Annotated in this window: 23 protein-coding genes and 5 tRNA genes; 9 read left to right on the plus strand and 19 right to left on the minus strand. The window is 72.5% G+C overall.

Translation table 11 applies throughout. The annotated features are described in order from the left end of the window. On the plus strand, positions 1–1,448 hold a 1,448-nt coding region (locus ABTZ54_RS34625; RefSeq protein ID WP_351671593.1), incomplete at its 5' end, for an HSP90 family protein. Continuing rightward, entirely contained in the window at positions 1,445–4,198 is a 2,754-nt protein-coding gene (locus tag ABTZ54_RS34630) for a tetratricopeptide repeat protein (RefSeq protein ID WP_351671596.1), read from the plus strand. The genes ABTZ54_RS34625 and ABTZ54_RS34630, both read left to right, overlap by 4 nt. A gap of 12 nt (positions 4,199–4,210) precedes the next feature. Here ABTZ54_RS34630 and ABTZ54_RS34635 read toward each other — a convergent pair whose 3' ends face one another. Then, positions 4,211–5,794 carry a DAK2 domain-containing protein gene (locus ABTZ54_RS34635; RefSeq protein ID WP_351671599.1) on the minus strand — a complete coding sequence of 528 codons (1,584 nt, stop codon included), beginning with the start codon at positions 5,792–5,794 and terminating at the stop codon, positions 4,211–4,213. 231 nt (positions 5,795–6,025) lie between these two features. Here ABTZ54_RS34635 and rpmB point away from each other — a divergent pair, with 231 nt between their 5' ends. Continuing rightward, positions 6,026–6,211, plus strand: coding sequence for a 50S ribosomal protein L28 (gene rpmB, locus ABTZ54_RS34640; protein ID WP_003957616.1), 186 nt, complete (start codon positions 6,026–6,028; stop codon positions 6,209–6,211). A 144-nt stretch (positions 6,212–6,355) separates the two neighbouring features. Here the strand turns inward: rpmB and thiD are convergent, their stop codons facing one another. Together thiD and ABTZ54_RS34650 are read right to left on the minus strand one after the other, a co-directional pair. After that, positions 6,356–7,156: a bifunctional hydroxymethylpyrimidine kinase/phosphomethylpyrimidine kinase gene (gene thiD, locus ABTZ54_RS34645; RefSeq protein WP_351671602.1), complete on the minus strand. Its 801-nt coding sequence runs from the start codon at positions 7,154–7,156 to the stop codon at positions 6,356–6,358. Further along, positions 7,153–8,115 carry a thiamine-phosphate kinase gene (locus ABTZ54_RS34650; protein WP_351671605.1) on the minus strand — a complete coding sequence of 321 codons (963 nt, stop codon included), beginning with the start codon at positions 8,113–8,115 and terminating at the stop codon, positions 7,153–7,155. The genes thiD and ABTZ54_RS34650 overlap by 4 nt, the downstream gene beginning before the upstream one ends. A 233-nt stretch (positions 8,116–8,348) precedes the next feature. On the opposite strand from ABTZ54_RS34650, the gene ABTZ54_RS34655 reads away from it, so the two are divergent. Next, positions 8,349–8,582 carry an Lrp/AsnC family transcriptional regulator gene (locus ABTZ54_RS34655; protein ID WP_046905450.1) on the plus strand — a complete coding sequence of 78 codons (234 nt, stop codon included), beginning with the start codon at positions 8,349–8,351 and terminating at the stop codon, positions 8,580–8,582. Positions 8,583–8,602: 20 nt separating this feature from the next. Further along, positions 8,603–9,085: a DUF3515 domain-containing protein gene (locus tag ABTZ54_RS34660; protein WP_351671609.1), complete on the plus strand. Its 483-nt coding sequence runs from the start codon at positions 8,603–8,605 to the stop codon at positions 9,083–9,085. Here ABTZ54_RS34660 and ABTZ54_RS34665 read toward each other — a convergent pair. The 3 genes from ABTZ54_RS34665 to ABTZ54_RS34675 form a co-directional block, all read right to left on the minus strand. Continuing rightward, the gene (locus ABTZ54_RS34665) at positions 9,082–10,221 is read right to left on the minus strand and encodes a D-alanine--D-alanine ligase family protein (RefSeq protein WP_351671612.1); all 1,140 of its coding nucleotides are present in this window, start codon (positions 10,219–10,221) and stop codon (positions 9,082–9,084) included. The two genes, ABTZ54_RS34660 and ABTZ54_RS34665, sit on opposite strands and share 4 nt — an antisense overlap. A 79-nt stretch (positions 10,222–10,300) precedes the next feature. Next, the gene (locus ABTZ54_RS34670) at positions 10,301–11,302 is read right to left on the minus strand and encodes an NAD(P)H-dependent glycerol-3-phosphate dehydrogenase (RefSeq protein WP_351671614.1); all 1,002 of its coding nucleotides are present in this window, start codon (positions 11,300–11,302) and stop codon (positions 10,301–10,303) included. Then, on the minus strand, positions 11,299–12,048 hold the full coding sequence (locus ABTZ54_RS34675) for a lysophospholipid acyltransferase family protein (RefSeq protein ID WP_351671617.1): 750 nt from the start codon (positions 12,046–12,048) through the stop codon (positions 11,299–11,301). Before ABTZ54_RS34675 ends, ABTZ54_RS34670 begins: the two co-directional genes overlap by 4 nt. Positions 12,049–12,173: 125 nt before the next feature. On the opposite strand from ABTZ54_RS34675, the gene cofC reads away from it, so the two are divergent. Next, on the plus strand, positions 12,174–12,845 hold the full coding sequence (cofC, locus tag ABTZ54_RS34680; protein ID WP_351671620.1) for a 2-phospho-L-lactate guanylyltransferase: 672 nt from the start codon (positions 12,174–12,176) through the stop codon (positions 12,843–12,845). Between the two features lie 10 nt (positions 12,846–12,855). Continuing rightward, positions 12,856–13,059, plus strand: coding sequence for a hypothetical protein (locus tag ABTZ54_RS34685; protein ID WP_207926432.1), 204 nt, complete (start codon positions 12,856–12,858; stop codon positions 13,057–13,059). Between the two features lie 78 nt (positions 13,060–13,137). On the opposite strand, the gene ABTZ54_RS34690 is transcribed toward ABTZ54_RS34685, so the two are convergent. The 4 genes from ABTZ54_RS34690 to leuC form a co-directional block, all read right to left on the minus strand. Further along, positions 13,138–13,824, minus strand: a complete 687-nt coding sequence (locus tag ABTZ54_RS34690) for an HU family DNA-binding protein (protein ID WP_351671623.1) — start codon at positions 13,822–13,824, stop codon at positions 13,138–13,140. A 142-nt stretch (positions 13,825–13,966) separates the two neighbouring features. Further along, positions 13,967–14,194 (minus strand): SCO5555 family protein, encoded by a 228-nt coding sequence (locus ABTZ54_RS34695; RefSeq protein ID WP_351671626.1) that lies wholly within the window; start codon positions 14,192–14,194, stop codon positions 13,967–13,969. 104 nt (positions 14,195–14,298) lie between these two features. Beyond that, positions 14,299–14,892, minus strand: coding sequence for a 3-isopropylmalate dehydratase small subunit (leuD, locus tag ABTZ54_RS34700; RefSeq protein WP_351671629.1), 594 nt, complete (start codon positions 14,890–14,892; stop codon positions 14,299–14,301). Between the two features lie 6 nt (positions 14,893–14,898). Then, positions 14,899–16,323, minus strand: a complete 1,425-nt coding sequence (gene leuC, locus ABTZ54_RS34705) for a 3-isopropylmalate dehydratase large subunit (protein ID WP_351671632.1) — start codon at positions 16,321–16,323, stop codon at positions 14,899–14,901. Between the two features lie 141 nt (positions 16,324–16,464). On the opposite strand from leuC, the gene ndgR reads away from it, so the two are divergent. Beyond that, positions 16,465–17,181 (plus strand): IclR family transcriptional regulator NdgR, encoded by a 717-nt coding sequence (gene ndgR, locus ABTZ54_RS34710; RefSeq protein WP_005311436.1) that lies wholly within the window; start codon positions 16,465–16,467, stop codon positions 17,179–17,181. 145 nt (positions 17,182–17,326) lie between these two features. Here ndgR and ABTZ54_RS34715 read toward each other — a convergent pair. From ABTZ54_RS34715 to ABTZ54_RS34755, 9 genes are all read right to left on the minus strand, one after another. Further along, positions 17,327–17,399, minus strand: a tRNA-Glu gene (locus ABTZ54_RS34715). A gap of 39 nt (positions 17,400–17,438) precedes the next feature. Then, positions 17,439–17,510, minus strand: a tRNA-Gln gene (locus ABTZ54_RS34720). A 14-nt stretch (positions 17,511–17,524) separates the two neighbouring features. After that, positions 17,525–17,597, minus strand: a tRNA-Glu gene (locus ABTZ54_RS34725). A gap of 84 nt (positions 17,598–17,681) precedes the next feature. After that, positions 17,682–17,754 (minus strand) — tRNA-Glu (locus ABTZ54_RS34730). 41 nt (positions 17,755–17,795) lie between these two features. Further along, a tRNA-Gln gene (locus ABTZ54_RS34735) sits at positions 17,796–17,867 on the minus strand. 94 nt (positions 17,868–17,961) lie between these two features. Then, positions 17,962–18,684, minus strand: coding sequence for an HAD family hydrolase (locus ABTZ54_RS34740; protein WP_351671634.1), 723 nt, complete (start codon positions 18,682–18,684; stop codon positions 17,962–17,964). Positions 18,685–18,745: 61 nt separating this feature from the next. Next, entirely contained in the window at positions 18,746–20,218 is a 1,473-nt protein-coding gene (gltX, locus tag ABTZ54_RS34745) for a glutamate--tRNA ligase (protein ID WP_351671637.1), read from the minus strand. Next, positions 20,211–21,005 carry a fumarylacetoacetate hydrolase family protein gene (locus ABTZ54_RS34750; RefSeq protein ID WP_351671640.1) on the minus strand — a complete coding sequence of 265 codons (795 nt, stop codon included), beginning with the start codon at positions 21,003–21,005 and terminating at the stop codon, positions 20,211–20,213. Before ABTZ54_RS34750 ends, gltX begins: the two co-directional genes overlap by 8 nt. 80 nt (positions 21,006–21,085) lie before the next feature. Beyond that, on the minus strand, positions 21,086–21,286 hold the full coding sequence (locus ABTZ54_RS34755; RefSeq protein ID WP_351671643.1) for a hypothetical protein: 201 nt from the start codon (positions 21,284–21,286) through the stop codon (positions 21,086–21,088). Positions 21,287–21,850: 564 nt separating this feature from the next. Here ABTZ54_RS34755 and ABTZ54_RS34760 point away from each other — a divergent pair. Then, positions 21,851–25,711, plus strand: a complete 3,861-nt coding sequence (locus ABTZ54_RS34760) for a sensor histidine kinase (protein WP_351671646.1) — start codon at positions 21,851–21,853, stop codon at positions 25,709–25,711. Positions 25,712–25,720: the final 9 nt, after the last annotated feature.

Genomic DNA, 25,720 nt, shown 5'->3' on the forward strand with positions numbered 1-25,720 from the left:
TCCGCGTCGTCTCCCGCTCCGCCCGCACCCCCGACGCACCCCCCGTCGAATGGCGCGCCCACGACGACGGCTCCTACACCGTCACCACCCTCGACGAGGCCGCCCACCCCGAACCCGGCACCACCGTCCACCTCACCGCCCGCCCCGGCACCACCGACTGGCTCACCCACGACCGCGTCCTCACCCTGGCCCGCCACTACGGCTCCCTCCTCCCCCACACCATCCACGTCGGCGACCAGCCGGTCACCGACCTGCCGGCCCCGTGGGAGCGCGCGTACCCGAGTCCGGCGGCGCGCCGGGCGGCGCTGGCGGCGCACTGCCAGAGCCTGTTCGGGTTCGCGCCACTGGACTCGATCGACCTGGACCTGCCGCTGGCGGGCATCCGGGGCGTGGCGTACGTACTGCCGTCGGCGGTGAGTCCCGCGCAGCGGGCCGGGCACCGGGTCCACCTCAAGGGGATGCTCCTGACGGAGAAGGCCGACGGGCTGCTCCCGGACTGGGCTTTCTTCGTCCGCTGCGTCCTGGACACCGACACCCTGCGCCCCACCGCCTCCCGCGAATCTCTCTACGAGGACGAGGCCCTGGCGGGTGTGCGGGACGCGCTCGGCGACGCGATCCGCGACTGGCTCACCGGGCTGGCCGTCGGATCGCCGGAACGGCTCGGCCAGTTCCTGTCCGTGCACCATCTGGGGGTGAAGTCGCTGGCGCGGCACGACGACGGGATCCTGGCCGCGATGCTGCCGTGGCTGCCGTTCGAGACCACCGACGGACAGCTCTCCCTGGACGCCTTCGCCCGCCGCCACCCGGTCGTCCACTTCACCCGCACCGTCGAGGAGTTCCGCCAGGTCGCGGCCATCGCCGCCGCCCAGGGCATCGGCGTCGTCAACGGCGGATACACGTACGACGCGGAGCTGGTGGAGCGGCTGCCGGAGGTGCGGCCGGGGACGGTGGTGGCGGAGCTGGACGCCGACACCGTCACGGCGCATCTCGACGCGGTCGACCCGGCCCGGGAGCTCGCCCTGACCGGGTTCCTCTCGGTGGCCCGGGCGACCCTGGACGCCCTGGGCTGCGACGTGTCGCTGCGCTCCTTCCATCCGGTGACCGTGCCCGCGCTGCACCTGGACGACCGGTCGGCCCGGCACGAGCAGGCGCGGGCCGAGGCCGAGGAGCAGGCGGACGACCTGTGGGCCGGGATCCTCGGCTCCCTGCGCGGCTCGGCGCCCCGCGCCCGCCTCGTCCTCAACCATCAGAGCCCGCTCGTCCGCCGCATCGCCGCCCTCGACGACCCCAAGCTCACCGCCACCGCCGTCGAAGCGCTCTACGGGCAGGCCCTCCTCATGGCCCAACGCCCCCTGCGCCCCGCCGACAACGCCCTCCTCAACCGCACCTTCCTCGGCCTCCTCGAATGGGGCACCGGGTACGGCGCCGACGGGGGGTCCGAGGCATGACGAGCCCGGAGTTCCAGGCCCTGCGGGAGGCCATGCGGGACAACCACGCGCAGCCCGAGGGCCCGGCGCGCAACGCCCGCGCGGAGCGGCTGCTCACGGAGGCGGAGCGGATCGGCGAGCCGCTCGCGGTGATCGAGGCGCTCGGCCACCAGTTGCAGGTCTACAACTACAGCTCCGAGAAGGCGAAGATGTTCGTGCCCTTCTCGCGGCTGCTGCGGATGTGGGACAAGGACCCGGGCGACTTCGACGCGTACGAGACGCACACCCTGCACTGGGTGTTCAAGTGGGTCTCCAGCGGCATGCTCGACCAGCCGCACATCCCGCTCGCCTCGATCGAGAAGTGGCTGGGCGAGATGGAGCACCGCTACCGGCTCGCCGGGCACTCCGAACGGGCGGTGCGGCAGGGCGAGTTCCGGGTCGCGCGGCACATCGGCGACCTGGACCGGGCGGCCCGCGCCTACACGGCGTGGCTGGCGGCCGAGCGCGACGACATGGCCGACTGCCACGCCTGTGAGCTGCACGGGCAGGGTCTGTGGCAGGCCGAACTCGGCGACGACGAGGCCGCGCTCGCGGCCTGGGCGCCGGTCCTGGAGGGCGAGCACTCCTGCGCCCACGAGCCGCACGCGGTGCTCGCCTCCTCGCTCCTTCCGCTGCTGCGGCTGGGCCGGACGGAGCAGGCGCGGGCGAACCATCTGCGCGGCCACCGGCTGGTCCGCCCGATGGAGAGCATGCGCGGCGCGATGGCGCAGCACATCGAGTTCTGCGCGCTGACCGGCAACGAGGCGCGCGCCCTGGAGCTGCTGGCGGAGCGTCCGGCGTATCTCACGGACCACGGCGACCCGGACAGCGAGCTGGACTTCCTGACCGCGACGGCGCTGCTGATGGACCGCCTGGTGGCGCTCGGGCTCGGCGGACAGCGGGTGCCGGGCCCCTCGGACACGGCGAAGGACCCGGCGCCGGAGTGGACGGCGGCCGAGCTCGCCCGGCACGCGCGGGAGCGGGCCGAGGAGCTGGCCGCGCGCTTCGACGCGCGCAACGGCTCGGACCGGGTGAGCCTCCTGGCGCGGCGCCGGATGGCGACGGAGCCGCTGGTGGATCGCCTGCCCCTTGGCGTCCGGGCTGCCGTCCTGTCCGTACCCGAGACGGCCCCGGTCCCGACCCCCGTCCCGGCCCCCGCCCCGCGCGATCCGCTGGCCGAGGCGCGGCGGCTGACCGCGGAGCGGCGTCCGGAGGCGGACGCGGCGTGGGCGGCGCTGGCGCGGGCGGCGGAGGCGGGCGCGGTGGAGCTCGACGGCCTGGCCTCGGCCGAGCTGACCGACCACCGCGCGATGTCCTCGGCGGCGGACCCGGCGGAGGCGGCGGCCCTGTTCGGGTCGGCGGCCGAGCGGTACGCGGCGGCCGGCGCGGCCGGTGAGGCGTGGGCGGCGCGGGCCAGGGGCGCCTACGCGCTCGGCGGGCCCGAGGGCTTCACGGAGCCGGTCGCCGAGCTGCGCGCGCTCCACGCGGCGGGCGGCGCGACGGCACGCCAGCTGTCGGGGGCGCTGCTGCTGCGGGCCCGGGTGCTGGGCACGGCGGAGGCGGCCGAGGAGGTCCTGGCGTTCGCGGGGGCCCCGGACGTCGACGACCGCATCGCCGAGGCCGAGTGGCTGCTCGGCGACGCGGCGGCGCGGGACGGGGACCCCGGGCGGGCCGCCGAGCGGTACGAGCGGGCGGCGGAGCTGTGCCACGAGGCCGGGCTGCCCTGGTACGCGGTGGAGCCCGAGGCCCGGCTCGCGCGTCTTGCCCGGCACACCGGCGACCTCGCGACGGCCGAGCGGGCGGCCCGGGCGGCCCTGGCGCACGGCGCCGGGTACGCGGGTCCCGCAGGGCAGGCCCGGCTGCGGCTCGGGCTCGCGGAGGTCCTCGGCGAGGCGGGCCGGTCCGGCGAGGCGGCCGAGCAGGCGCTTGAGGCCGCGCACTGGGCGGACGAGGCGGGCGAGAGCCGCGGCCTCGGGGCGTACGCCCGCCATCTGCTCGGCGGCTGGCTGCTGCGCGAGGGCCGGTGCGAGGAGGCGGCGGCGATCCTGGAGGCGGTGCTGCCGGATCTCTCGGTCGAGGAGCACGGCGACGGGACGGTCGTCCAGACGCTGTGGTGGCTCGGCGACTGCCTGGCGGCCGTGGCGGAGCCCCGGTCGGCGGCCGAACAGTGGCTCAGGGCGGCAGAGCTGGCGGCGAAGTGGGAGGACCAGCGGGACCACGCGATGCTGGCGAACCTGGCGGCGCAGGCGCTGTGGCGGGCCGACCTGAACGAGCAGGCGACGGCCGCGTACGAGCGGGCGGGCGAGCTGTGGCAGTCCCTGGGGGACGTCCCGGCGTACGTCCGCACGCTGCGGGTGCGGGCCTGGATCGCGGGCCCGGACGCCCGGGGGCGGGCGCTGATGGCGACGGCGGCGGAGGCCTGCGACGGGGACCCGGAGCAGCTGGCGGACACCTTCCGGCAGACCGCCGAACTCCTCGCCCGCGCACCGGATCCCGACCTGTCCGAGGTGCTCTCCTTCGCCGAGCGCGCCTCGGCCGGGTACGCCGAGGCGGGCCGGACGGACGCCCGTCTGTCGGCGGACCTGCTGGTCGGCTGGATCCACCTGGACCTGGGCGACCCCGGGGCGGCGGCGACGCTGGCCCGGGCGGTGCTCTCGGCGGACTCCCCGGAGCTCCACGCGGAGGCGACGTCGCTCCTGGCGAGGGCGGAGGACACGCCGCCGAGCGGCTGACGGGGCCGGGGCCTACTCCACCCCGATCAGCAGCGCCGGGGCCCCCGCCCCCGCCTCGTACGTCGTCGTGTCCACCGCCAGGTACCTGGCCCGTACGTGCCGTTCCAGGGTGCGGGCCAGGTCCGGCGGGGTGTCGGCGGCGACGATGAGGGTGACGAGCTCGCCGCCGGCGGAGAGCATCCGGTCCAGGACGGTGCGGGCCGTGGCGGTGAGGTCCTGGCCGATGACGGCGACATCGCCCTCGATGAGGCCGAGGACGTCACCGGCCTGGCAGACGCCCGCCGACGTGAACGACTGGCGTTCGGCGACGGCGAGTTCGGCGTAGCGGGTCGCGCCCGCCGCCGCGGTCATGGCGACGACGTCCTCGTCGAAGCGCCGGTCCGGCTCGTGGACGGCGAGGGCGGCGAGGCCCTGGACCGCGGCGCGGGTGGGGATGAGCGCGACGCGGATCCCTTCGGCGCGGGCCTGTTCGGCGGCGGCGGCCGCGGCCTGCCGCAGCTCGGTGTCGTTGGGCAGCAGCACGACCTCGCGGGCGTGCGCCCGCCGGATCGCCTCCGCGAGCTCCGTCCCGGACGGCGGCTCGCCGGGCAGGGCGAGCAGGGTGGTCGCCCCGGCCTCGGCGCAGAGCCCGGCCAGGCCCTCGCCGGGCAGCACGGCGACCACGGCCCGCTGGGCGGGCTCGCCGGCCCGCGCCGCCGCGCCCTCGAAGTGCGTGATCCGGATGCGGTACGGGCGTCCCGCCTCCACGCCCGCCTCGACGGCCGCGCCCGCGTCGTCGACGTGGACGTGCACGTTCCACAGCCCGTCGCCGCCGACGACGACCAGGGACTCCCCCAGGGCGTCGAGGCGGGTCCGCAGCCGCTCCACGGCCTGGTCACCGGCCTCCAGGAGGTAGATCACCTCGTAGCCGGGGCCGCCCTCGCCGTCGCAGCCCGGGTCGAGGACCGGCCGGTGCGCGGCGGCCGCGGGCGGGGCCTGCGGCTCGCCGGTGAGGCTCTCGACGAGCGCGCCGAGCACGGCCACCAGACCGCGTCCTCCGGCGTCCACGACGCCCGCGCGGCGCAGTACGTCCAGTTGGCCGGGGGTGCGCTCCAGGGCGCTCCTGGCCCCCTCGTACGCCTTCGTGGCCACCGTCACGAGCTCCCCGCCCCCCGCGCAGGCCTCGGCGGCGGCGCGGGCGACGGTGAGGACGGTGCCCTCGACGGGGTGGGCCACGGCCCGCCGTGCCGCGTCGGCGGCCTCGGCGAGCGCGCGGGCGAGGTGGTCGCCGTCGGTCCCTTCGGCCAGCACGGCGGCCATGCCGCGCAGCAGCTGGGACAGGATCGTGCCGGAGTTGCCGCGGGCGCCGAGCAGCGCGCCGTGCGCCATGGCCCGTACGGCCTCGGCGGCGTCGGGGGCCCCTGTGGCGAAGGCCTCGTCGACGGCCTTCGCGGCCGATTCGGCGGTCAGGTAGAGGTTCGTGCCGGTGTCGCCGTCCGCGACGGGATAGACGTTGATGACGTCGATCTCCTCGCGCTCCGTGCCGAGCGCCGCCACCGCCCCCGCGCACCAGGATCGGACCGCTTCGGCGTCGAGGGTCTGCGGGGCTCGCGGCAACGGGTGGTCCTCCTGTGCGCTGCGGTCGGTGTCACCGCAGGGTAGACCCGTGATCACCCCGGGCCCGGGGCGGGGGCGGCGGAGACCGTGGTAGTTTCGTTCCACCGAAGCAGTCGTTGTATGCTGCTTCGGTTGCCCGGCACACGTCGGGCCATTCCCCGGCAAGCCACTTCAGATCCCTGATTCCGGTGCGCCGGTTTCACTGTAAATCTGAAGTCTTTGGAGTGACCCGTGGCTGCCAACTGCGACGTCTGCGGCAAGGGGCCGGGCTTCGGCAACAACATTTCGCACTCGCACCGCCGTACGTCCCGTCGCTGGAACCCGAACATCCAGCGCGTGCGTGCCGTGGTCGGTCGGACGCCGAAGCGCCTCAATGTCTGCACCTCGTGCATCAAGGCCGGCAAGGTCTCGCGCTAAAGGATGCTCCCCGCGTCAGCGGGGGTCTTCCCGCGACGCTACGTCGTAGCGCAGCCCCTGCGGTTGCCTTGAAAGGCCGGTTCACCTCGGTGAACCGGCCTTTTGCCTTGCCCGGAAACGCCCGGAAACGCCCGGAGACAGGACCTAGGCCCGGAAGCGCCAGCCGTGGTCGACCGGGCCGATGCCCTCGCCCAGCGGGAATCCGGCGGCGATGGCCCCCGTCACGTACGCCTTGGCCTCCCGTACCGCCTCCGGCACCGGCAGGCCCTTCGCGAGCCCCGACGCCACGGCCGAGGCGAGCGTGCAGCCCGTGCCGTGGGTGTGCCGGTTGTCGTGCCGCGGGGCGCGCAGCCAGTGCTCCTCGGAGCCGTCGGTGAGCAGGTCCACGGCCGCCTCGCCGGAGGGCAGGTGCCCGCCCTTGATCAGCGCCCAGCGCGGCCCGTACGCCAGGATCGCGTCGGCCGCCCGCCGCATCCCGGCCTCGTCCTCGACCACGACGCCCGTGAGCTGCGCCACTTCGTCCAGGTTGGGGGTGGCGACGGTGGCGACCGGCAGCAGCTTCGCGCGGACCGAGTCGAGCGCGGAGGCGGCGAGCAGCGGGTCGCCGTGCTTGGAGACGCCGACCGGGTCGACGACCACGGGGACGCCGACCGGGGCGAGCAGCTCGGCCACCGTCTCCACGAGCGTGGCGGAGGCGAGCATGCCGGTCTTCACCGCCTGGACCCCGATGTCGTCCACCACGGCCCGGAACTGGGCCCGTACGGCCTCCTCGGGCAGCTCCCAGGCGCCCAGGACGCCGCGCGAGTTCTGGGCGGTGACGGCGGTGATCACGCTCATGCCGTGCACGCCGTGCGCGAGCATCGTCTTCAGGTCGGCCTGGATGCCCGCGCCGCCGCCGGAGTCCGATCCGGCGACGGTCAGCACCAGCGGGGGCCGGGAGGTCACTCGGTCTCTCCGAAGTGGTCCCAGCCGCCCTTGCTGTGCCAGGGCGCCCCGTCGACGGTCACCTGGGGCAGCGCCGAGGGGTTCAGGACCTCGCCGATCACCTTCCAGCGGGCCGGCAGCTTCACGTCCGGCGGGAAGGTGGCCACGATGGCGTGGTCCTCTCCCCCGGTGAGCACCCACTGGATCGGGTCCACCCCGACCGCCTGGCCGATGTCGTTCATCTGGGTGGGAATGTCGATGAGGCCGGAGCGCAGGTCGATGCGGACCTTGCTGGCCTCGGCGATGTGCCCGAGGTCGGCGATCAGGCCGTCGCTGACGTCGCACATGGCGGTGGCGCCGAGCCCGGCCGCCGCGGGGCCCGCGTGGTACGGGGGCTCGGGGCGCCGGTGGGCCTCGACGAAGGCGCGCGGGGAGCGGAAGCCGCGGGAGAGCACCGCGTAACCGGCGGCGGACCAGCCGAGCCAGCCGGTGTAGGCGACGACGTCGCCGGGCTGGGCGCCGCCCCGGGTCACCGGGTCCTGGTTGCGCAGGTCGCCGAGGGCCGTGATGGAGATCATGATCGTGTCGCCCCGGACCACGTCGCCGCCGACCACGGCCGCGCCCGCGACCTGGCACTCGTCGCGCAGGCCGTCCATCATCTCGGTGGGCCAGGTGACCGGGAGCTCGGCGGGGACGACCAGGCCGAGCAGGAGCGCGGTGGGGACGGCGCCCATGGCCGCGATGTCGGCGAGGTTCTGGGCCGCGGCCTTGCGGCCGACGTCGTAGGCCGTCGACCAGTCGCGGCGGAAGTGACGTCCTTCGAGCAGGATGTCCGTGCTGGCCACCACCCGCCGGTCGGGCGCGGAGACGACCGCGGCGTCGTCGCCGGGTCCGATCCGTACCGCCGGGGTGGCGGTGAGCCGGGAGGTGAGCTCCTTGATCAGCCCGAACTCGCCCAGTTCTCCGACTGTGCCCTTCACCGCGTCCCACCTCGTGTCGTCGTGCCGGCCGCCATGCCGATCCGCCGCTTCTCGCGCTGCGGGTCGCGGGCCGTCACCGTGCCGGATACCGTCAAGTAGACCGTCAACTTCTTACGTGCGTGCGCCACACTGCGAGCGCCTCGGGGCGCGCAGGTCTCCCCGCGGCGCGAGGCGACGCGGTACCGTGGCGTCTCTTTCTCCCACAAGATCCTCGTGGCCGCCCTGGAGGTTCCGTGGTACAGGCGTACATCCTTATTCAGACCGAGGTGGGCAAGGCGTCGACCGTCGCCGAGACCATCGCCAAGATCCCGGGGGTGATCCAGGCGGAGGACGTGACCGGTCCGTACGACGTGATCGTGCGGGCGGAGGCCGACACCGTGGACGCGCTGGGCCGCATGGTGGTCGCCAAGGTCCAGCAAGTGGAAGGCATCACGCGCACCCTCACCTGCCCGGTCGTGCATATCTAGCCCCCGTCTACCCTAGGCCGGTGACGTCTTCCCACCGGCCCTTCGGCCTGCCCGCTTCCGCCGCCGCGGCCTTGCTGCTGCTGGCCGTCGCGGGCTGTTCCACTCCGGACGCGAAGGCGTCGGTCCCGGTTCCCAGTCCGCCGGCGGCCGAGGCCGCCGTCTGCCGGTCGCTCGCGAAGGAGCTGCCCGGCACCGTGGCGGGTCTGGAGCGCTCCGGCACCGAGCCGGACTCCGAGCTGACCGCCGCGTGGGGGGATGCGGCGATCGTACTGCGCTGCGGGGTCCCCCGGCCCGAAAAGATGAGCGATCCCCAGGCGCACGGGATCGACGTGAACGGCGTGAACTGGCTCTTCGAGCGGCAGGCGGACGGCGGACCCCGCTTCACCACGACGTACCGCAAGGCGTACGTCGAGGTGACGCTGGACGAGCGGTACGCGCATGACGTCGGCCCGCTCGTGGATCTCGCCGCCCCCGTGAAGAAGGCCGTTCCCGCCAGCCTCTAGCGCAGGCCCGTGGAGCGGTTCAGGGCCGCCTGGATGAGCCGGTCGACGAGCTCCGGGTAGCTCACACCGCTCTCCTGCCACATGCGCGGGTACATGGAGATGGGCGTGAAGCCGGGCATCGTGTTGATCTCGTTGATGACGAAGCCGCCGTCCTCGGTGAGGAAGAAGTCGGCGCGCACCAGGCCCTCGCAGGAGACCGCCTCGTAGGCGGCGACCGCCAGGCGCTGGATCTCGGCGGTGGCCTCGTCGCCGATGGGCGCGGGCACGATGCCGGAGGCCGAGTCGATGTACTTGGCCTCGAAGTCGTAGAAGTCGTGGTCGGTGACCGGCGGGATCTCCGCGGGCACGCTGGCGCGCGGGCCGTCCTCGAACTCCAGGACGCCGCACTCGATCTCGCGGCCTCGGATCAGCGACTCGACGATGATCTTCGGGTCGTGCCGGCGGGCCTCCTCGACGGCCTCGTCGAGGCCGGAGAGGTCGTCCACCTTGGTGATGCCCATGGAGGAGCCGCCGCGGGCGGGCTTCACGAAGAGCGGCCAGCCGTGGTCGGCGGCGAACTCCACGATCTTCTTCCGGGCGGCGGCCGGGTTCTGCTCCCACTCGCGCGGGCGGACGACCACGTACGGGCCGACCGGCAGGCCGAAGGAGACGAAGACCCGCTTCATGTACTCCTTGTCCTGGCCGACGGCGGAGGCGAGCACGCCCGCGCCGACGTACGGGACGCCGGAGAGCTCCAGGAGGCCCTGGAGGGTGCCGTCCTCGCCGTACGGGCCGTGCAGCATCGGGAAGACGACGTCGACCTCGCCGAGGGCCTTCGGGACGGAGCCGGGCTCCTGGAGGACGACCTCGCGGCTGGCCGGGTCGACGGAGAGGACCACGCCGCCGGTCTCGGACTCGGCGAGCTCGGTCACGCTCGGCAGGCTGCGGTCGGCGATGGCCATCCGCTCCGGGGCGTCGGCGGTCAGCGCCCAGCGCCCGTCGGTGGTGATGCCGATCGGCAGCACGTCGTACTTGTCCCGGTCGATGGCGCTCAGGACGGCGCCCGCGGTGACGACGGAGATGGCATGCTCGGAGCTGCGTCCGCCGAAGACGACGGCCACGCGCGGCTTGCGGGGGCTCTGGGTGTTCTCGCTCATATCGCGTTGAGGGTACCTTGCGACGTCCGAACTGCTGAGCGCCCCGCTCGCCGCCGCGCGCGTACGGGTCAAGACCGGGCTAGCGCCGTTCCGCCTTCGCGCTGCGGGACATCAGCTCCTTGAGGGCCACGATCGGCGGCTTGCCGTCGTGGACGATGGAGACGACGGTCTCGGTGATGGGCATGTCGACGCCGTGCCGGCGGGCCAGATCGAGCACGGACTCGCAGGACTTGACGCCCTCGGCGGTCTGCTTGGTGGCCGCGATGGTCTCCTCCAGCGTCATCCCGCGGCCCAGGTTGGTGCCGAAGGTGTTGTTGCGGGAGAGCGGCGAGGAGCAGGTGGCGACCAGGTCGCCGAGGCCCGCGAGGCCGGAGAAGGTGAGCGGGTCGGCGCCCATCGCGAGACCGAGGCGGGTGGTCTCGGCGAGCCCTCGGGTGATGAGGGTGGCCTTGGAGTTGTCGCCGAGGCCCATGCCGTTGGCGATGCCGACGGCGAGCCCGATGACGTTCTTGACCGCTCCGCCGAGCTCGCAGCCGACGACGTCGGTGTTGGTGTACGGGCGGAAGTACGGGGTCATGCAGGCGGCCTGGAAGCGCTGGGCGACCGTCTCGTCGACGCAGGCGACGACGGCGGCGGCGGGCTGCCGGGCGGCGATCTCCTTGGCCAGGTTGGGGCCGGTGAGGACGGCCACGCGCTCGGCGGGGACGTCGGCGACCTCCTGGATGACCTCGCTCATCCGCTCGGCGGTGCCGAGTTCGACGCCCTTCATCAGGGAGACGAGGACGGTGTCCGGGGCGAGCAGCGGCTTCCAGGCGGCCAGGTTCTCGCGCAGCGTCTGGGAGGGCACCACGAGGACGGTGAAGTCGGCGCCGTGGGCGGCCTCGGCCGGGTCGGCGGTGGCCGTGATGCCCTTGGGGAGTTCGACCCCCGGCAGGTAGTCGGGGTTCACCCCGGTGGCGTTGATGGTCTCGGCGAGTGCGGCGCGGCGGCCCCAGAGGCGCACCTCGCATCCCGCGTCGGCGAGCACCATGGCGAAGGCGGTGCCCCAGGATCCATTGCCGAAGACGGCTGCCTTGGTCACTTCTTGCCTTCCTCCGCGGCCCTGCGCCGCTGTTCCTGCCGGGCCTTGCGGTGGTCGTACGGCTCGGCCGGGGCCTTCTCGCCCCGGACCTCCTCCAGGATGCGGGTGATCGCCGCCATGATCTCCTCGGTCGCCTCGCGCAGCACCTCGGGCGTGGGCTCCAGGTCGTAGAAGCGGGAGAGATCGACCGGCGGACCGGCCTGCACGATCAGGGTCTTGCGCGGCCAGAGCCGGAACTTGTTCTCCTTGGCGTACGGCGGCATCGCGAGGTTGGCGCCCCACTGGGCGACCGGGACGACCGGCGCCCTGGTGAGCAGCGCGACGCGGGCGGCGCCGGTCTTGCCGGCCATCGGCCACATGTCGGGGTCGCGGGTGAGGGTGCCCTCGGGGTAGAAGGCGACGCACTCGCCGCGCCCGATGGCGTCGACGGCGGCCCGGAAGGCGTCCAGGGCGTTGGTGGTCTCGCGGTAGACCGGGATCTGTCCGGTGCCGGTCAGCATGGTGCCGACGAAGCCCTTGAAGAGGCCCGCCTTGGCGAGGAAACGGGGCACCCGGCCGGTGTTGTACTGGTAGTGCGCGTACGACAGCGGGTCCAGGTACGAGTTGTGGTTGACCGCGGTGATGAATCCGCCGTCGGCCGGAATGTGTTCCGTCCCGCGCCAGTCCCGCTTGAACAGAACCACCAGTGGGGGTTTGGCGATGACCGCCGCCAGGCGGTACCAGAAGCCGATTCTGCGGCGGGGCACTCGTGCACCTTTCTCCGGGACTGTTTCGCAGGGGGTCAAGTGTCGCTCCCCGCTCCTGGTCTGTCGAGGACACCGTACGCCCCGGGGCTCGGCCGCTTCGCGCGGGCGGGACAGAATGGGACCCGATGAGGAACTCAGCCGCCGGTGGCGCCGGCGACACCCCCGCCGACGGCTGGTCCCTGGTCGTCCCCCTGAAGCCGCTGGCCCGCGCCAAGAGCAGGCTGGCCCCGGTCGCGGCGGGGGGTCTGCGCCCCCGGCTGGCCCTGGCCTTCGCCGAGGACACCGTGGCCGCGGCGCTGGCCTGCGCGGCGGTACGGGATGTGGCGGTCGTCACGGACGATCCGGCGGCCGCGGCGGCGCTGGCGGCGCTCGGGGCGCGGATCGTGCCCGACGCACCGGGCGGCGGGCTCAACGCGGCGCTCGCGCACGGGGCCCGTACGGTGCGGGCGGCCCGGCCGGACGCGGCGGTGGCGGCGCTCAACGCGGACCTGCCGGCGCTGCGTCCCCTGGAGCTGGGCCGGGTGCTCGCCGTGGCGGGGACATTTCCCCGGGCATTTCTCGCCGATGCCGCCGAAATGGGGACGACATTCCTCTCGGCGATCCCGGGTGCGGAATTGGAACCGGCATTCGGAGGGGCTTCGCGGCGGCGGCATTTGTCCTCGGGGGCGGTGGAAATACGGCTCGCGGAGGTGGATTCCGTACGCCGGGACGTGGACACCGGGGAGGATCTGGCGGCGGCCCTCGCGCTCGGTGTCGGTCCGCGGACGGCGGCCCGCTGGGTGGGCGCGGCCGGATAGGCTGCGGTCCATGCAGGCGACCGCGTACACGTACGACCCCGAGACCCGCAGCGGCAGTGTGCTGCTCGACGACGGCACCCCGGTGGAGTTCGGGGCCGAGGCCTTCGAGGCGGGCGGGCTGCGGCTGCTGCGTCCGGGGCAGCGGGTGCGGATCGAGACGGCGGGCGAGGGCGAGGCCCGGCGGATCACGCTGGTGACGCTGCAGACCTTCTGAACACCGGGACCCTCCGGACGCGCCGCGGGCCGGGCTCCCTCTGAGGGAGCCCGGCCCGGCGTGTGAGCAGCTGCCGCCTTACTTCTTCGCGGCGGCCTTCTTCGCGGTGGTCTTGCGCGCCGTCGTCTTCTTGGCGGGCGCCTTCTTCGCGGTGGCCTTCTTCGCCGGCGCGGTCTTCTTGGCGACGGTCTTCTTGGCCGCGACCGTCGTCTTCTTCGCCGGGGTCGCCTTCTTCGCGGCCGCGGTCGTCTTCTTGGCGGTGGTGGTGGCCTTCTTGGCCGCCGCCGTGGTGGTCTTCTTCGCGGCCGCGGTGGTCTTCTTCGCGGCGGCCGTCGTCTTCTTGGCCGGGGTCGCCTTCTTCGCGGCGGCCTTCTTGGCGGTGGTGGCCTTCTTGGCGGCCGCCTTCTTCACCGTCGCGGCGGCGGCGCCACCGGTCAGGCTGCCCTTCGGGGCCTTCTTGACGGAGACCTCGCCACCCTTGGGGAGCTTCTTCGAGCCGCTGACCAGGTCCTTGAAGCCCTGACCCGCACGGAAGCGCGGAACGGAGGTCTTCTTGACCCGCACGCGCTCACCCGTCTGCGGGTTGCGGGCGTAGCGGGCCGGGCGGTCGACCTTCTCGAACGAGCCGAAGCCGGTGACCGAGACCCGGTCCCCGCTGACCACGGCACGCACGATGGCGTCGAGCACGTGGTCGACGGCGTCGGCGGCCTGCTGGCGGCCGCCCATCTTGTCGGCAATCGCTTCTACGAGCTGCGCCTTGTTCACGTCTTCCCCTTCGGAGACATTGCCGGAACGAAAGTGTTCAAGCTATTTCGCACGTTAGGCATGTATATACCGCAAATCAAACACGAAACGGGCTAATCACCCTAGTGCCGCAACGTGGAAGCACGTTGCGGAGTTCCTGGTGTCAGTCGTCTTCAGGGAATCGGCCCTCGTCGAGGTCCTTCATCAACCGGTCCAGACGCGTTGCCGCGTCCGGGAGATCGTGCTTCGCCGCGGCCGTGATGACCAGCAGCTTCCGGGACAGCGCCATCCTTACGCCCTCCGGGACTTGCAGTGAGCGCACTCTTGTGTGCGCTTCCTTCAATCGGGCGGCGACTGCCTCGTAGAGCTTGAGTTGGCTGTCGCGTTCCATGCACCGATTGTGCCATCTAGGGCGAGTTGTCGCCCGACGGGGTCTCAACAAGCGACTGCGCCCCCCACCGGGCGGTGGGGGGCGCAGTCCTGGAAAAGCGCTGCTCAGACCGTAATTGTACGGGGCTTGAAGGCCGGCCGAGAGGCCTCGTAGGCCGCGATGTCCGCTTCGTTCTGAAGGGTGAGGCTGATGTCGTCCAGACCGTTCAGCAGCCGCCAGCGGGCGTTCTCGTCGAGCTCGAAGTCGGCGTCGATCCCGGGTGCGACGACCTTGCGGGCCTCCAGGTCGACGGTGACCTCGACGGTCGGGTCGGCCTCGGTCAGCTCCCAGAGCGCGTCGACGGTCTCCTGCGGCAGGACGACGGTCAGCAGGCCGTTCTTCAGCGAGTTGCCGCGGAAGATGTCGGCGAAGCGGGCGGAGATGACCGCCTTGAAGCCGTAGTTCTGCAGCGCCCAGACGGCGTGCTCACGGGAGGAGCCGGTGCCGAAGTCGGGGCCGGCCACCAGGACCGAGGCGCCCTGCCGCTCGGGGCGGTTGAGGACGAACTCGGAGTCCTTGCGCCAGGCCTCGAACAGGCCGTCCTCGAAGCCGTCGCGGGTGACCTTCTTCAGCCAGTGCGCCGGGATGATCTGGTCGGTGTCGACGTTGCTGCGGCGCAGCGGGACGGCGCGGCCGGTGTGGGTGGTGAATGCTTCCATGGTTCCTCAGACCCCCGCGGTGGTGGCGACGTCGGACAGATCGGCCGGGGAGGCCAGGTGGCCCAGGACGGCGGTGGCGGCGGCGACCTGGGGGGAGACCAGGTGGGTGCGCCCGCCCTTGCCCTGCCGGCCCTCGAAGTTGCGGTTGGAGGTGGACGCGGAGCGCTCACCGGGAGCCAGTTGGTCGGGGTTCATGCCCAGACACATCGAGCAGCCCGCGTGCCGCCATTCGGCGCCGGCCTCCTTGAAGACCTTGTCCAGGCCCTCCTCCACGGCCTGCAGGGCGACCCGGACCGAGCCGGGGACGACCAGCATGCGGACGCCGTCGGCGACCTTGCGGCCCTCCAGCAGGGAGGCCGCGTTGCGCAGGTCCTCGATGCGGCCGTTGGTGCAGGAGCCCACGAAGACGGTGTCGACCCTGATGTCGCGCAGCGGCTGCCCGGCGGTCAACCCCATGTACTCCAGCGCCTTTTCGGCGGCCAGGCGCTCCGAAGCGTCTTCGTACGAAGCGGGGTCGGGGACGTTCGCCGAAAGCGGCGCGCCCTGGCCCGGGTTGGTGCCCCAGGTCACGAAGGGGGCCAGCGCGGCGGCGTCGATGACGACCTCGGCGTCGAAGACGGCGTCGTCGTCGGTCCGCAGCGTCTTCCAGTACGCGACGGCGGCGTCCCAGTCCTCGCCCTCGGGGGCGTGGGCACGGCCCTGGAGGTAGGCGAAGGTGGTCTCGTCGGGGGCGATCATGCCCGCGCGGGCACCGGCCTCGATGGACATGTTGCAGATGGTCATCCGGGCCTCCATCGAGAGCTTCTCGATGGCGGAGCCGCGGTACTCCAGGATGTAGCCCTGGCCGCCGCCGGTGCCGATCTTCGCGATGACCGCCAGGATCAGGTCCTTGGCGGTGACGTCCTCGGGCAGCTCGCCGTCGACCGTGATGGCCATGGTCTTCGGGCGGGCCAGCGGCAGCGTCTGGGTGGCGAGCACGTGCTCGACCTGGCTGGTGCCGATGCCGAAGGCCAGCGCGCCGAAGGCGCCGTGCGTGGAGGTGTGCGAGTCGCCGCAGACCACGGTGGTGCCCGGCTGGGTCAGGCCCAGCTGCGGTCCCACCACGTGGACGACACCCTGCTCGACGTCGCCCAGCGGGTGCAGCCGGACGCCGAAGTCGGCGCAGTTCTTCCGCAGGGTCTCCAGCTGGGCGCGGGAGACCGGGTCGGCGATCGGCTTGTCGATGTCGAGGGTGGGGGTGTTGTGGTCCTCGGTCGCGATGGTGAGGTCGAGGCGCCGCACCTGCCGGCCGTTCTGCCGGAGCCCGTCGAACGCCTGCGGGCTGGTGACCTCGTGCAGCAGGTGCAGATCGATGTAGAGGAGGTCGGGCTCGCCTTCGGCGCGCCGGACGACATGGTCGTCCCAGACCTTCTCCGCGAGTGTCCTACCCATCGCTTTCCCTCCGGCCGGCGGCTTGCGCCGGCACCACTAGAGACCCGTTTCGCGGGCCGTTGTGCGGCCGCCCCACCAGAGTGACAAGTTCCTCGGGAAATTGAACTTGCGTTTCACAGAGTGAGACGCGAATATCGTTGCATGGACAACTCTAGCGGCGTAGGCGTTCTCGACAAGGCAGCCCTTGTCCTGAGCGCCCTGGAGTCCGGTCCGGCCACCCTCGCAGGTCTGGTCGCGGCGACGGGACTCGCACGACCCACGGCACACCGTCTCGCCGTGGCTTTGGAACACCACCGGATGGTGGCCCGCGACATGCAGGGCCGGTTCATCCTCGGACCGCGGCTGGCGGAGCTCGCCGCCGCGGCCGGTGAGGACCGTCTCCTCGCGACGGCCGGGCCGGTGCTCACGCACCTGCGCGACGTGACCGGCGAGAGCGCCCAGCTCTACCGGCGCCAGGGCGACATGCGCATCTGCGTGGCGGCGGCCGAGCGTCTTTCCGGACTTCGGGACACGGTCCCGGTCGGCTCGACGCTGACCATGAAGGCCGGCTCGTCCGCGCAGATCCTGATGGCCTGGGAGGAGCCCGAGCGGCTGCACCGCGGCCTCCAGGGCGCCCGCTTCACGGCGACGGCCCTGTCGGGCGTACGGCGCCGCGGCTGGGCCCAGTCGATCGGCGAGCGGGAGCCCGGCGTCGCGTCCGTCTCCGCGCCCGTACGCGGCCCTTCGAACCGCGTGGTGGCCGCCGTGTCGGTCTCGGGTCCGATCGAGCGCCTGACCCGCCACCCGGGCCGGATGCACGCCCAGGCGGTCATCGACGCGGCCGCCCGCCTCTCCGAGGCCCTGCGCCGCAACGGCTGACCCTTCCCGCTCTCCCACGTTCGTCCCGGCCCACCGCTCCAACGCCGCAGCGGTGGGCCGGAGTTGTGTCCGGGATCACGCCCGGCCCGACCGGACGGAAACAGCGAAGAAGCCCTCCCCCGAAGGGAAGGGCTTCTTCGTTCTGTACCCCCGACCGGATTCGAACCGGCGCTACCGCCTTGAGAGGGCGGCGTGCTAGGCCGCTACACAACGGGGGCCTTGCGGATCAGATCCGCGGTGCAGATGAGCTCTGCGAGCTGGCCTACCTGGACTCGAACCAAGACTAACGGAACCAGAAACCGTCGTGCTGCCAATTACACCATAGGCCATGGTGGTTACACCGTACCCCCGACCGGATTCGAACCGGCGCTACCGCCTTGAGAGGGCGGCGTGCTAGGCCGCTACACAACGGGGGCCCTAGCGATCCCACCCGACAGAAGCCGGGTGATGTCACCGTGGATTCACCGGGAGCTACCCAAGTGGTCCGCAGGATGGATCAGTACCCCCGACCGGATTCGAACCGGCGCTACCGCCTTGAGAGGGCGGCGTGCTAGGCCGCTACACAACGGGGGCTTTGTGGATCTGGAATCCACGTTGCAGATGAGCTCTGCGAGCTGGCCTACCTGGACTCGAACCAAGACTAACGGAACCAGAAACCGTCGTGCTGCCAATTACACCATAGGCCACCGTGGGCAACGCTCCCACCAGGGGAATCTTGCTTCGGCTTGCGCTTTCCGGATTCTTGCCTTTCGGCCCGTTTCCCTCGGCGCAGGAAGAACATTACCCGAAGGTGGACGGTGCTCCAAAACGCGTATCCGCACGCAGCACGCGGACCAGCTGGTGGAGGTCGGTGATCCGGGTCAGCTCCGGTCTGCCGCCGGTGTCCGCGCGGTCCAGCCAGATGCCCCGCAGCCCCGCCTCGACCGCGCCCCGGGCGTCGATGTCCGGCTGGTCCCCCACGTACGCCACCTGCTCGGGCGCCAGTCCGAGCGTCGTACAGGCGGCGTGGAAGGCCCCGGCGTCCGGCTTGGCCACCCCGAGCTCGGCGGCGCACAGGACGGCCTCGAAGCGGTCGCGTACGCCCAGCACGCGCAGCTTGCGCTCCTGGTTGTGGATGCTGGAGTTCGACAGGACCGCCTGCCGGTACTCCCCCGCCAGCAGCTCCAGTACGGGCACGGCGTCCGGGAACAGCTCCCAGGCGGCCTCGTAGTGGGCCACGTACCGCTCGAACCAGGCGTCGGCCCCGGGCGAGCTCAGGCCCGGCTCCCCGAGGAAGTCCCGTACCCGCTCGCGGCGCTGCTCCTGGAAGTCCACCCCGCCGGCCTCGAAGCGGCGCCAGTGCAGCGCGGTGAGCTCCTTCCAGCGGCCGAGGGCCTGGTCGACGGAGTCGTATCCGTCCACCAGGCCCTCGGCCGTCAGGTGCGCGCGCATGCCGTCGTGGTCGGCGCGGGCGTAGTCGAAGAGTGTGTCGTCGATGTCCCAGAGGACCGCGCGGATGCCCATGGAACGACGGTACCCCCGTCCCTGGGGCGGGACGGGGGTACCGATGCGGGCGGTGCGGGCGTCAGGCGGCCAGCTTCGCCAGCGTGGCGTCGATGCGGGCCAGCGACTTCTCCTTGCCCAGGATCTCCAGGGACTCGAAGAGGGGCAGGCCGACCGTGCGTCCGGTGACGGCGACGCGGACGGGGGCCTGGGCCTTGCCCAGCTTGAGGCCGTGGGCCTCGCCGGCGGTCAGGACCGCGTTCTTGAGGGACTCGGGGTCGCTCCAGTCGGCGTCCGCCAGCTTCTCGCGGGCGGTGGTGAGGAGCGCGGCCGGCTCGCCCTTCATCGCCTTGTCCCACGAGGTCTGGTCGAAGACCGGCTCGTCGAGGAAGAGGAAGTCGACGTTGGCGGTGATGTCCGAGAGGACGGTGATGCGCGTCTGGGCGTGCGGCGCGATGGCCTCCCAGGCGGCGCGGTCGAACTTCTCGGGCGCCCAGTCGGCGTGCGGGGCCTGGAGCCAGGGCTCGCAGGCCGCGGCGAAGTCCTTCACGTCGAGCATGCGGATGTGGTCCGCGTTGATCGACTCGGCCTTCTTCAGGTCGAAGCGGGCCGGGTTGGCGTTGACGTCCGCGATGTCGAACTTCGCGACCATGTCCTCGATCGAGAAGACGTCCTGGTCGGCCGAGAACGACCAGCCGAGCAGCGACAGGTAGTTCAGCAGGCCCTCGGGGAGGAAGCCGCGCTCGCGGTAGAGGTTGAGCGAGGCCTGCGGGTCACGCTTGGAGAGCTTCTTGTTGCCCTCGCCCATGACGTACGGCAGGTGGCCGAAGGCCGGGATCTCCTTGGCGACGCCCAGCTCGATCAGCGCCTTGTAGAGCGCGATCTGGCGGGGGGTGGAGGAGAGCAGGTCCTCGCCGCGCAGGACGTGGGTGATCTCCATCAGGGCGTCGTCGACCGGGTTGACCAGCGTGTACAGCGGGGCGCCGTTGGCGCGCACGATGCCGTAGTCGGTGACGTTCTCCGGCTGGACGGTGATCTCGCCGCGGACCAGGTCCGTGAACGTGGTCGCCTCGTCGGGCATCCGGAAGCGGATGATGTGGCTGCGGCCCTCGGCCTCGTACGCCTGCTTCTGCTCGGCGGTGAGGTCGCGGCAGTGGCCGTCGTAGCCGGACGGGCGGCCGGCCGCGCGGGCGGCCTCGCGGCGCTCGTCGAGCTCCTCGGTGGTGCAGTAGCAGGGGTACGCGTGGCCGCCGGCGATCAGCCGCTCGGCGACGTCCCGGTAGATGTCCATGCGCTGGGACTGGCGGTACGGGGCGTGCGGGCCGCCGATCTCCGGGCCCTCGTCCCAGGTGAAGCCCAGCCAGCGCATCGAGTCGAGCAGCTGCTGGTACGACTCCTCGGAGTCGCGGGCCGCGTCGGTGTCCTCGATGCGGAAGACGAACGTGCCGCCGTTGTGCCGGGCGAAGGCCCAGTTGAAGAGGGCGGTGCGGACCAGGCCCACGTGGGGGTTGCCGGTCGGGGAGGGACAGAAACGTACGCGGATCGCGTTAGCCACGCTTGATCACCTTGTTGGTGAGAGTGCCGATGCCTTCGATGGTGACGGCGACCTCGTCGCCGACGTTGAGGGGGCCGACCCCGGCGGGGGTGCCGGTGAGGATGACGTCGCCCGGGAGCAGCGTCATGGCCTCGGTGATGTGGACGACCAGGTCCTCGATGGAGCGGATCATGTCGCTCGTCCGGCCGAGCTGGCGCTGTTCGCCGTTGACGGTGGCCTGGATGGTCAGGTCGCCGGCGGCGGCCGGGGTCAGATCGGTCTCCACCCAGGGGCCCAGCGGGCAGGAGGTGTCGAAGCCCTTGGCGCGGGCCCACTGGGCCTCGCGCTTCTGGACGTCGCGGGCGGTGACGTCATTGGCGCAGGTGTAGCCGAAGATGACGTCCTTGACGCGCTCGCGGGGCACCTCGCGGCACATACGGCCGATGACCACGGCCAGTTCGGCCTCGTGGTGCAGCTCGTCGGAGAAGGAGGGGTACTCGATGGCGTCGCCGGGGCCGATCACCGAGGTGGTGGGCTTGAAGAAGGTCACCGGGACCTCGGGGACCTCGTGGCCGAGCTCCTTGGCGTGCTCCGCGTAGTTGCGGCCGATGGCCACGACCTTGTTGGGGAGCACGGGCGGCAGCAGCCGCACCTTGCTGAGCGGGACCTTGGTGCCGCTGAGCTCGAAGTCGGTGTACGGGATGCCCTTGATGATGTCGAGGACCAGGCCGCCGGACTCGACGGTCCCTTCGCCCTCGACCGCGCCGAAGGCGACATTGCCGTCGATGGAGAATCTGGCGATGCGCACGAGTGCTGTCGCCCCTCACTTGCTACTGGCTGGAGTCTGACGCTCCAGGCTAACGCGGCGAGGGGCCGCACCCTGCGGGATTACCGGGCCTGGTACTCCGGGCGGTACGGCTCCGGGGCGGTCATGAGGATGGTGCGGCGCGGGTTGGCCGTCTGGCCCGGGAGCTGGACGGCGTACTCCGGCTGGGCGCCGCGGCCGAGCTCGGCGGCGTCCGCCAGGTGCGCGAGGGTGGCGCGGCGGGGGTTGGCCGTGGTGCGGAGTTCGGGCGTCGTCGTCTTCATCGCGGTGTCGGACCCTTGTCTGGGGAGTGGCGGGGTGGAGCACCCATTTTGTAAAGCGTCAGGCTAAACATGCAATTCCCTGCGAATGCATGGTGGATCCAACGAACTACGTGTGAGTTTGCTCACCACTAGGGGAGCAAAAGGTGCATTACGCACCGCCACGCGTCGTTACCGAAACGGACATTCCGCCATTGAATGATCCATTCCGCTCCTGATCATGGCGACTGGGACACCCGGACCACCTCCCCCCTTCGGGGCGATACGCCCGATTCCTCCGTGATCATCTTCTACGTGCGGTGACCCGCCGTGCACGCGTTGTCATCCCCTTCGCGCCACGCCCGACAGCCCTTGTTGGAGATCCGGCACTGTGCTGGAATTCCCGCACCGCCGCGGGTTTGCAAGCCGGCGCGCAGGAGGCGCAACGCAGCGCCGGCCGAGTGGCGGGGAAGGGGGATCTGCGCCGGTCACCTACGACCACCACTGGGGCGCGCCTGCGCCCCACGAAGCCGACACCGTCCTCTCCGTTCACCCGGAAGGACGCCTGGTCCAGAGGTTGCGACGCTAGTGCAGGGACGTTTCAAGAGGGATGGCACGGGCTCTTCCCAGGCCCGGCAGGGCCGAGGGGAAGCTCCGGCGGAGCAGGAGCCGCGTGCCGGAGCCCAGCACGGCTCCTCGGCCCCGCACTCCCCGAACCAGGGACAGGGCGAGAACGGCGGCACCGCCGGCCCCGCGGGCACCGCCGCGCGCGGTACCGCCGAGCCGACCGCCGAGCCGACCACGCCGCCCAAGGCCGGCGCGGAGAACGAGGTCGGGCCCCGAATAGCCCTGCGCAACTGGCGCATCTCCACCCGCCTGGTGGCCCTGCTGACCCTCCCCGTGGTCGCGGCGACCAGCCTCGGCGGCATCCGTATCAGCGGGTCCCTCCAGGACATGCAGCAGCTCGACCACATGCAGCTGCTCACCAAGCTGACCAAGGAGGCCACCGACTTCGCGGAGGCCCTCCAGGCCGAGCGCGACCTGTCGGCGGGTCCGCTGGCCAACGGCAAGTCGATCAGCGACTACCAGGTCTCCAACCCGCGCAAGCAGACCGACCGCGCGTACAAGTCCTTCCTCGACGCGACCAACGACATCCCGGCCACCGAGGACGACGAGTCGCTGCGCAGCATCCGGCAGAACGTCAGCCAGATCGCCTCGCAGGTCAGCCAGCTCGGCGCGATCCGCAGCTCCGCGTACGAGAAGAACATCGCCCACTCGGTGACGGTCGAGGCCTACAGCCGCCTCATCCGCTCGCTGCTCAGCCTGTCCCAGGACATGGCGCAGGCGACCAGCAACCCGGAGATGATCAAGCGGACCCGCGCGCTCGCCGCGTTCTCGTCCGCCAAGGAGTACGCCTCCATCCAGCAGGCGATCATCGCCGCCGCGCTGCCCTCCAGTGACAGCAAGTCCGGCAGCCTCCAGCTCGGCGACCGCCTCTACGGCGAAGCCGCCCTCAACAGTGAGGGCGTCGAGCTCAAGACCTTCCAGTCGATCTACGAGTCGACCGGCGGCAACGCGGACGAGCTGACCGCCTCGCTGACCAGCGGCAACCCGAACATCGACGCGGCCGACAAATACGCCGAGCGCGTGCTCCAGTCGGACCGCGGGATGTCCGACCGCGTCAAGCGCGGCCACCTGAACTTCACCGACGAGTACGGTACGAAGATCACGGCCATGAACACCATCGAGGCCACGCTGCTGGGCGAGATGGAGAGCAAGGCCCGTGAGCTGCGCCAGGAGTCGCAGCGCGACGCCATCATCAACGGTGCGCTGATCCTCCTCGTCCTCGGCGTCTCGCTCGTCGGCGCCTTCGTCGTGGCCCGGTCCATGATCCGCTCGCTGCGCCGGCTCCAGGACACCGCGACCAAGGTCGCCCAGGAACGCCTGCCCGAGCTGGTCAAGCAGCTCTCCGAGTCGGACCCGCAGGACGTCGACACCTCCGTCGAGTCCGTCGGTGTGCACTCCCGTGACGAGATCGGCCAGGTGGCCGCGGCCTTCGACGACGTGCACCGCGAGGCGGTCCGTCTCGCCGCCGAGCAGGCCCTCCTCCGGGGCAACGTCAACGCGATGTTCACCAACCTCTCGCGCCGTTCCCAGGGCCTCATCCAGCGTCAGCTCTCGCTCATCTCCGAGCTGGAGTCCCGCGAGGCCGACCCGGACCAGCTGTCCTCGCTCTTCAAGCTGGACCACCTCGCGACCCGTATGCGCCGGAACGGCGAGAACCTCCTCGTCCTCGCCGGTGAGGAGCCGGGCCGTCGCTGGACCCGCCCGGTCCCGCTGGTCGACGTCCTGCGCGCCGCCGCGTCCGAGGTGGAGCAGTACGAGCGCATCGAGCTGGCCTCGGTCCCCGCGACCGAGGTCGCCGGCCGGGTCGTCAACGACCTCGTGCACCTGCTCGCCGAGCTGCTGGAGAACGCCACCTCGTTCTCCTCCCCGCAGACCAAGGTCAAGGTCACCGGTCACGCCCTGCCCGACGGCCGGGTGCTCGTCGAGATCCACGACACCGGCATCGGCCTCTCCCCCGAGGACCTCGCCGCGATCAACGAGCGGCTCGCCTCGCCGCCCACCGTGGACGTCTCCGTCTCCCGCCGCATGGGTCTGTTCGTGGTCGGTCGCCTGTCCCTGCGACACGGCATCCGGATCCAGCTGCGCCCGTCCGACTCGGGCGGCACCACCGCGCTCGTCATGCTCCCGGTCGACGTCGCCCACGGCGGCAAGAAGCCCGCGCCGAAGCCCGGCGCCGGTGGCCAGGGCGCCATGCCGCAGGGCCAGTCGGCCCCCGGCGGGCTGCTGACCGGCGATCCCGGCGCGGCCGGTGGCCCCGGTGCCCCGGGTGCTCCCGGCGGCCGGCTCGCCGCCGGTCCCGGACCGCGCACCGCGCTGCCCGGCCGTGACGGCGCCCAGCGCCCGGGCGGTCCGCAGGGCCAGGGCGGCCAGGGCGGTCCGCAGGGCCCGAACCTGTTCCAGGAGCGCAGCCCGCTGCCCGCGCAGGCCCAGGGCCCGCAGACGGCGCAGCTGCCGCAGATCCCCGCGGAGCCGCAGCGGCCCGAGCCGCAGCAGCGTCCGGGTCTCGGCGCCCCCGGCGGTTTCGTCGGCGGCGCGCAGAGCGCGATCCCGTCCCGTACGGACGTCTGGGGCGGCCAGCCGGCCGGCCAGGCCCCGCAGCGGCAGATGCCGCAGGCCCCGCAGGAGCCCCAGCCGGGCCAGAACGGTTTCCCGCGCGCCGAGCTGCCGGGGGGCAACCCCCAGCCGCAGCGCCCGCAGGCCACGAGCTGGGGCAACGACCCGGCGCAGCCGGTCCGCAGGCCGCAGCAGGACATGACGCCGCTCGACGCGCCGCGCGGGCACGAGGAGCCGGAGAGCACGGGCCGCTACGCGCAGCCCGGCGCCCCGCAGGGCCCCGGCTCCACGGGCCAGTTCGCGCGCCCCGACTTCGGCGCGCCGCAGCAGCAGCCGCAGCACCAGCTGCCCCAGGTCCCGCAGCCGCAGGTCCCGCAGGGCTACCAGGGCGGTGTCCAGGACCCGGCGTCCACGGCGCAGTTCCCGCGCCCCGACTTCGGTGACGCGCAGGGTCCGGGCTCCACGGGCCAGTTCGCGCGCCCCGACTTCGGCGCGCCGCAGCCGCAGGCCCCGCAGGCCCAGCCCCAGCAGGCGTACGGCCACCAGCCGTTCGTCCCGCAGGCGCAGGCCCCGCAGGTCCCGGCGCCGCAGGTCCCGCAGGTCCCGCAGGTCCAGGTCCCGCAGGCGCAGGCTCCGCAGCAGGTCGCTCCGCAGGCCCCGATGCCTCGCCGGCAGCCGCAGGACCCGCAGCAGGGCCGGCCGCAGCAGCCGCAGCTCCAGCAGCCGCGCCAGCCGGAGGCCCTGCCGCCGGCGCCGAGCACCGGTGAGATGCGTACCCCGCTGTACGACACGCTGGAGACCAACTGGTTCCGCCAGGAGCAGGGCCAGGGGCAGGCACCGGGCCAGGCGCCCGCGCAGCAGGCCCCGCAGCAGGCGGCCCCGCAGCAGGCGCCGGCTCCGGCCGTCCCCCAGCAGCCCGTCCCCCCGGCCCCGCAGCAGCAGGGTCCCGAGGCGGCGCAGCAGCAGCGGGGCGGCGCCTGGCGCACCTCGCCCAATGACGAACTGGTGCGCCAGGCCGAGCGGGTGCGCAAGCCCGCGGCCGGCGGTGTCACCACCTCCGGGCTGCCGCGGCGGGTGCCGCGTGCCAACCTCGTGCCCGGGACCGCCCAGGAGCAGGCCCAGTCGGCCGGCCCCCAGGTCTCCCGCGCACCCGACGACGTCCGCGGCCGGCTCACCAATCTGCGCCGCGGTATCCAGCAGGGCCGACAGGCCGGTAACTCGACCACGGGTTCCCACCACCTCGGTCCGACCCACCAGCAGGAGCGTTAGTTGAGCGCG

The organism is Streptomyces sp. NPDC094032, assembly GCF_040303965.1.
Lineage (GTDB): Bacteria > Actinomycetota > Actinomycetes > Streptomycetales > Streptomycetaceae > Streptomyces.

Excerpts from the sequence above, each read along its gene's own strand:
- ABTZ54_RS34695 (WP_351671626.1), bottom strand. The coding sequence starts at position 14,194 with ATGGAACGCGACAGCCAACTCAAGCTCTACGAGGCAGTCGCCGCCCGA.
- leuC (WP_351671632.1), bottom strand. The coding sequence starts at position 16,323 with ATGGGTAGGACACTCGCGGAGAAGGTCTGGGACGACCATGTCGTCCGG.
- ABTZ54_RS34685 (WP_207926432.1), top strand. The coding sequence starts at position 12,856 with ATGCAGGCGACCGCGTACACGTACGACCCCGAGACCCGCAGCGGCAGT.
- ABTZ54_RS34740 (WP_351671634.1), bottom strand. The coding sequence starts at position 18,684 with ATGGGCATCCGCGCGGTCCTCTGGGACATCGACGACACACTCTTCGAC.
- ndgR (WP_005311436.1), top strand. The coding sequence starts at position 16,465 with ATGGACAACTCTAGCGGCGTAGGCGTTCTCGACAAGGCAGCCCTTGTC.
- ABTZ54_RS34665 (WP_351671612.1), bottom strand. The coding sequence starts at position 10,221 with ATGAGCGAGAACACCCAGAGCCCCCGCAAGCCGCGCGTGGCCGTCGTC.
- ABTZ54_RS34755 (WP_351671643.1), bottom strand. The coding sequence starts at position 21,286 with ATGAAGACGACGACGCCCGAACTCCGCACCACGGCCAACCCCCGCCGC.
- cofC (WP_351671620.1), top strand. The coding sequence starts at position 12,174 with ATGAGGAACTCAGCCGCCGGTGGCGCCGGCGACACCCCCGCCGACGGC.
- ABTZ54_RS34630 (WP_351671596.1), top strand. The coding sequence starts at position 1,445 with ATGACGAGCCCGGAGTTCCAGGCCCTGCGGGAGGCCATGCGGGACAAC.
- leuD (WP_351671629.1), bottom strand. The coding sequence starts at position 14,892 with ATGGAAGCATTCACCACCCACACCGGCCGCGCCGTCCCGCTGCGCCGC.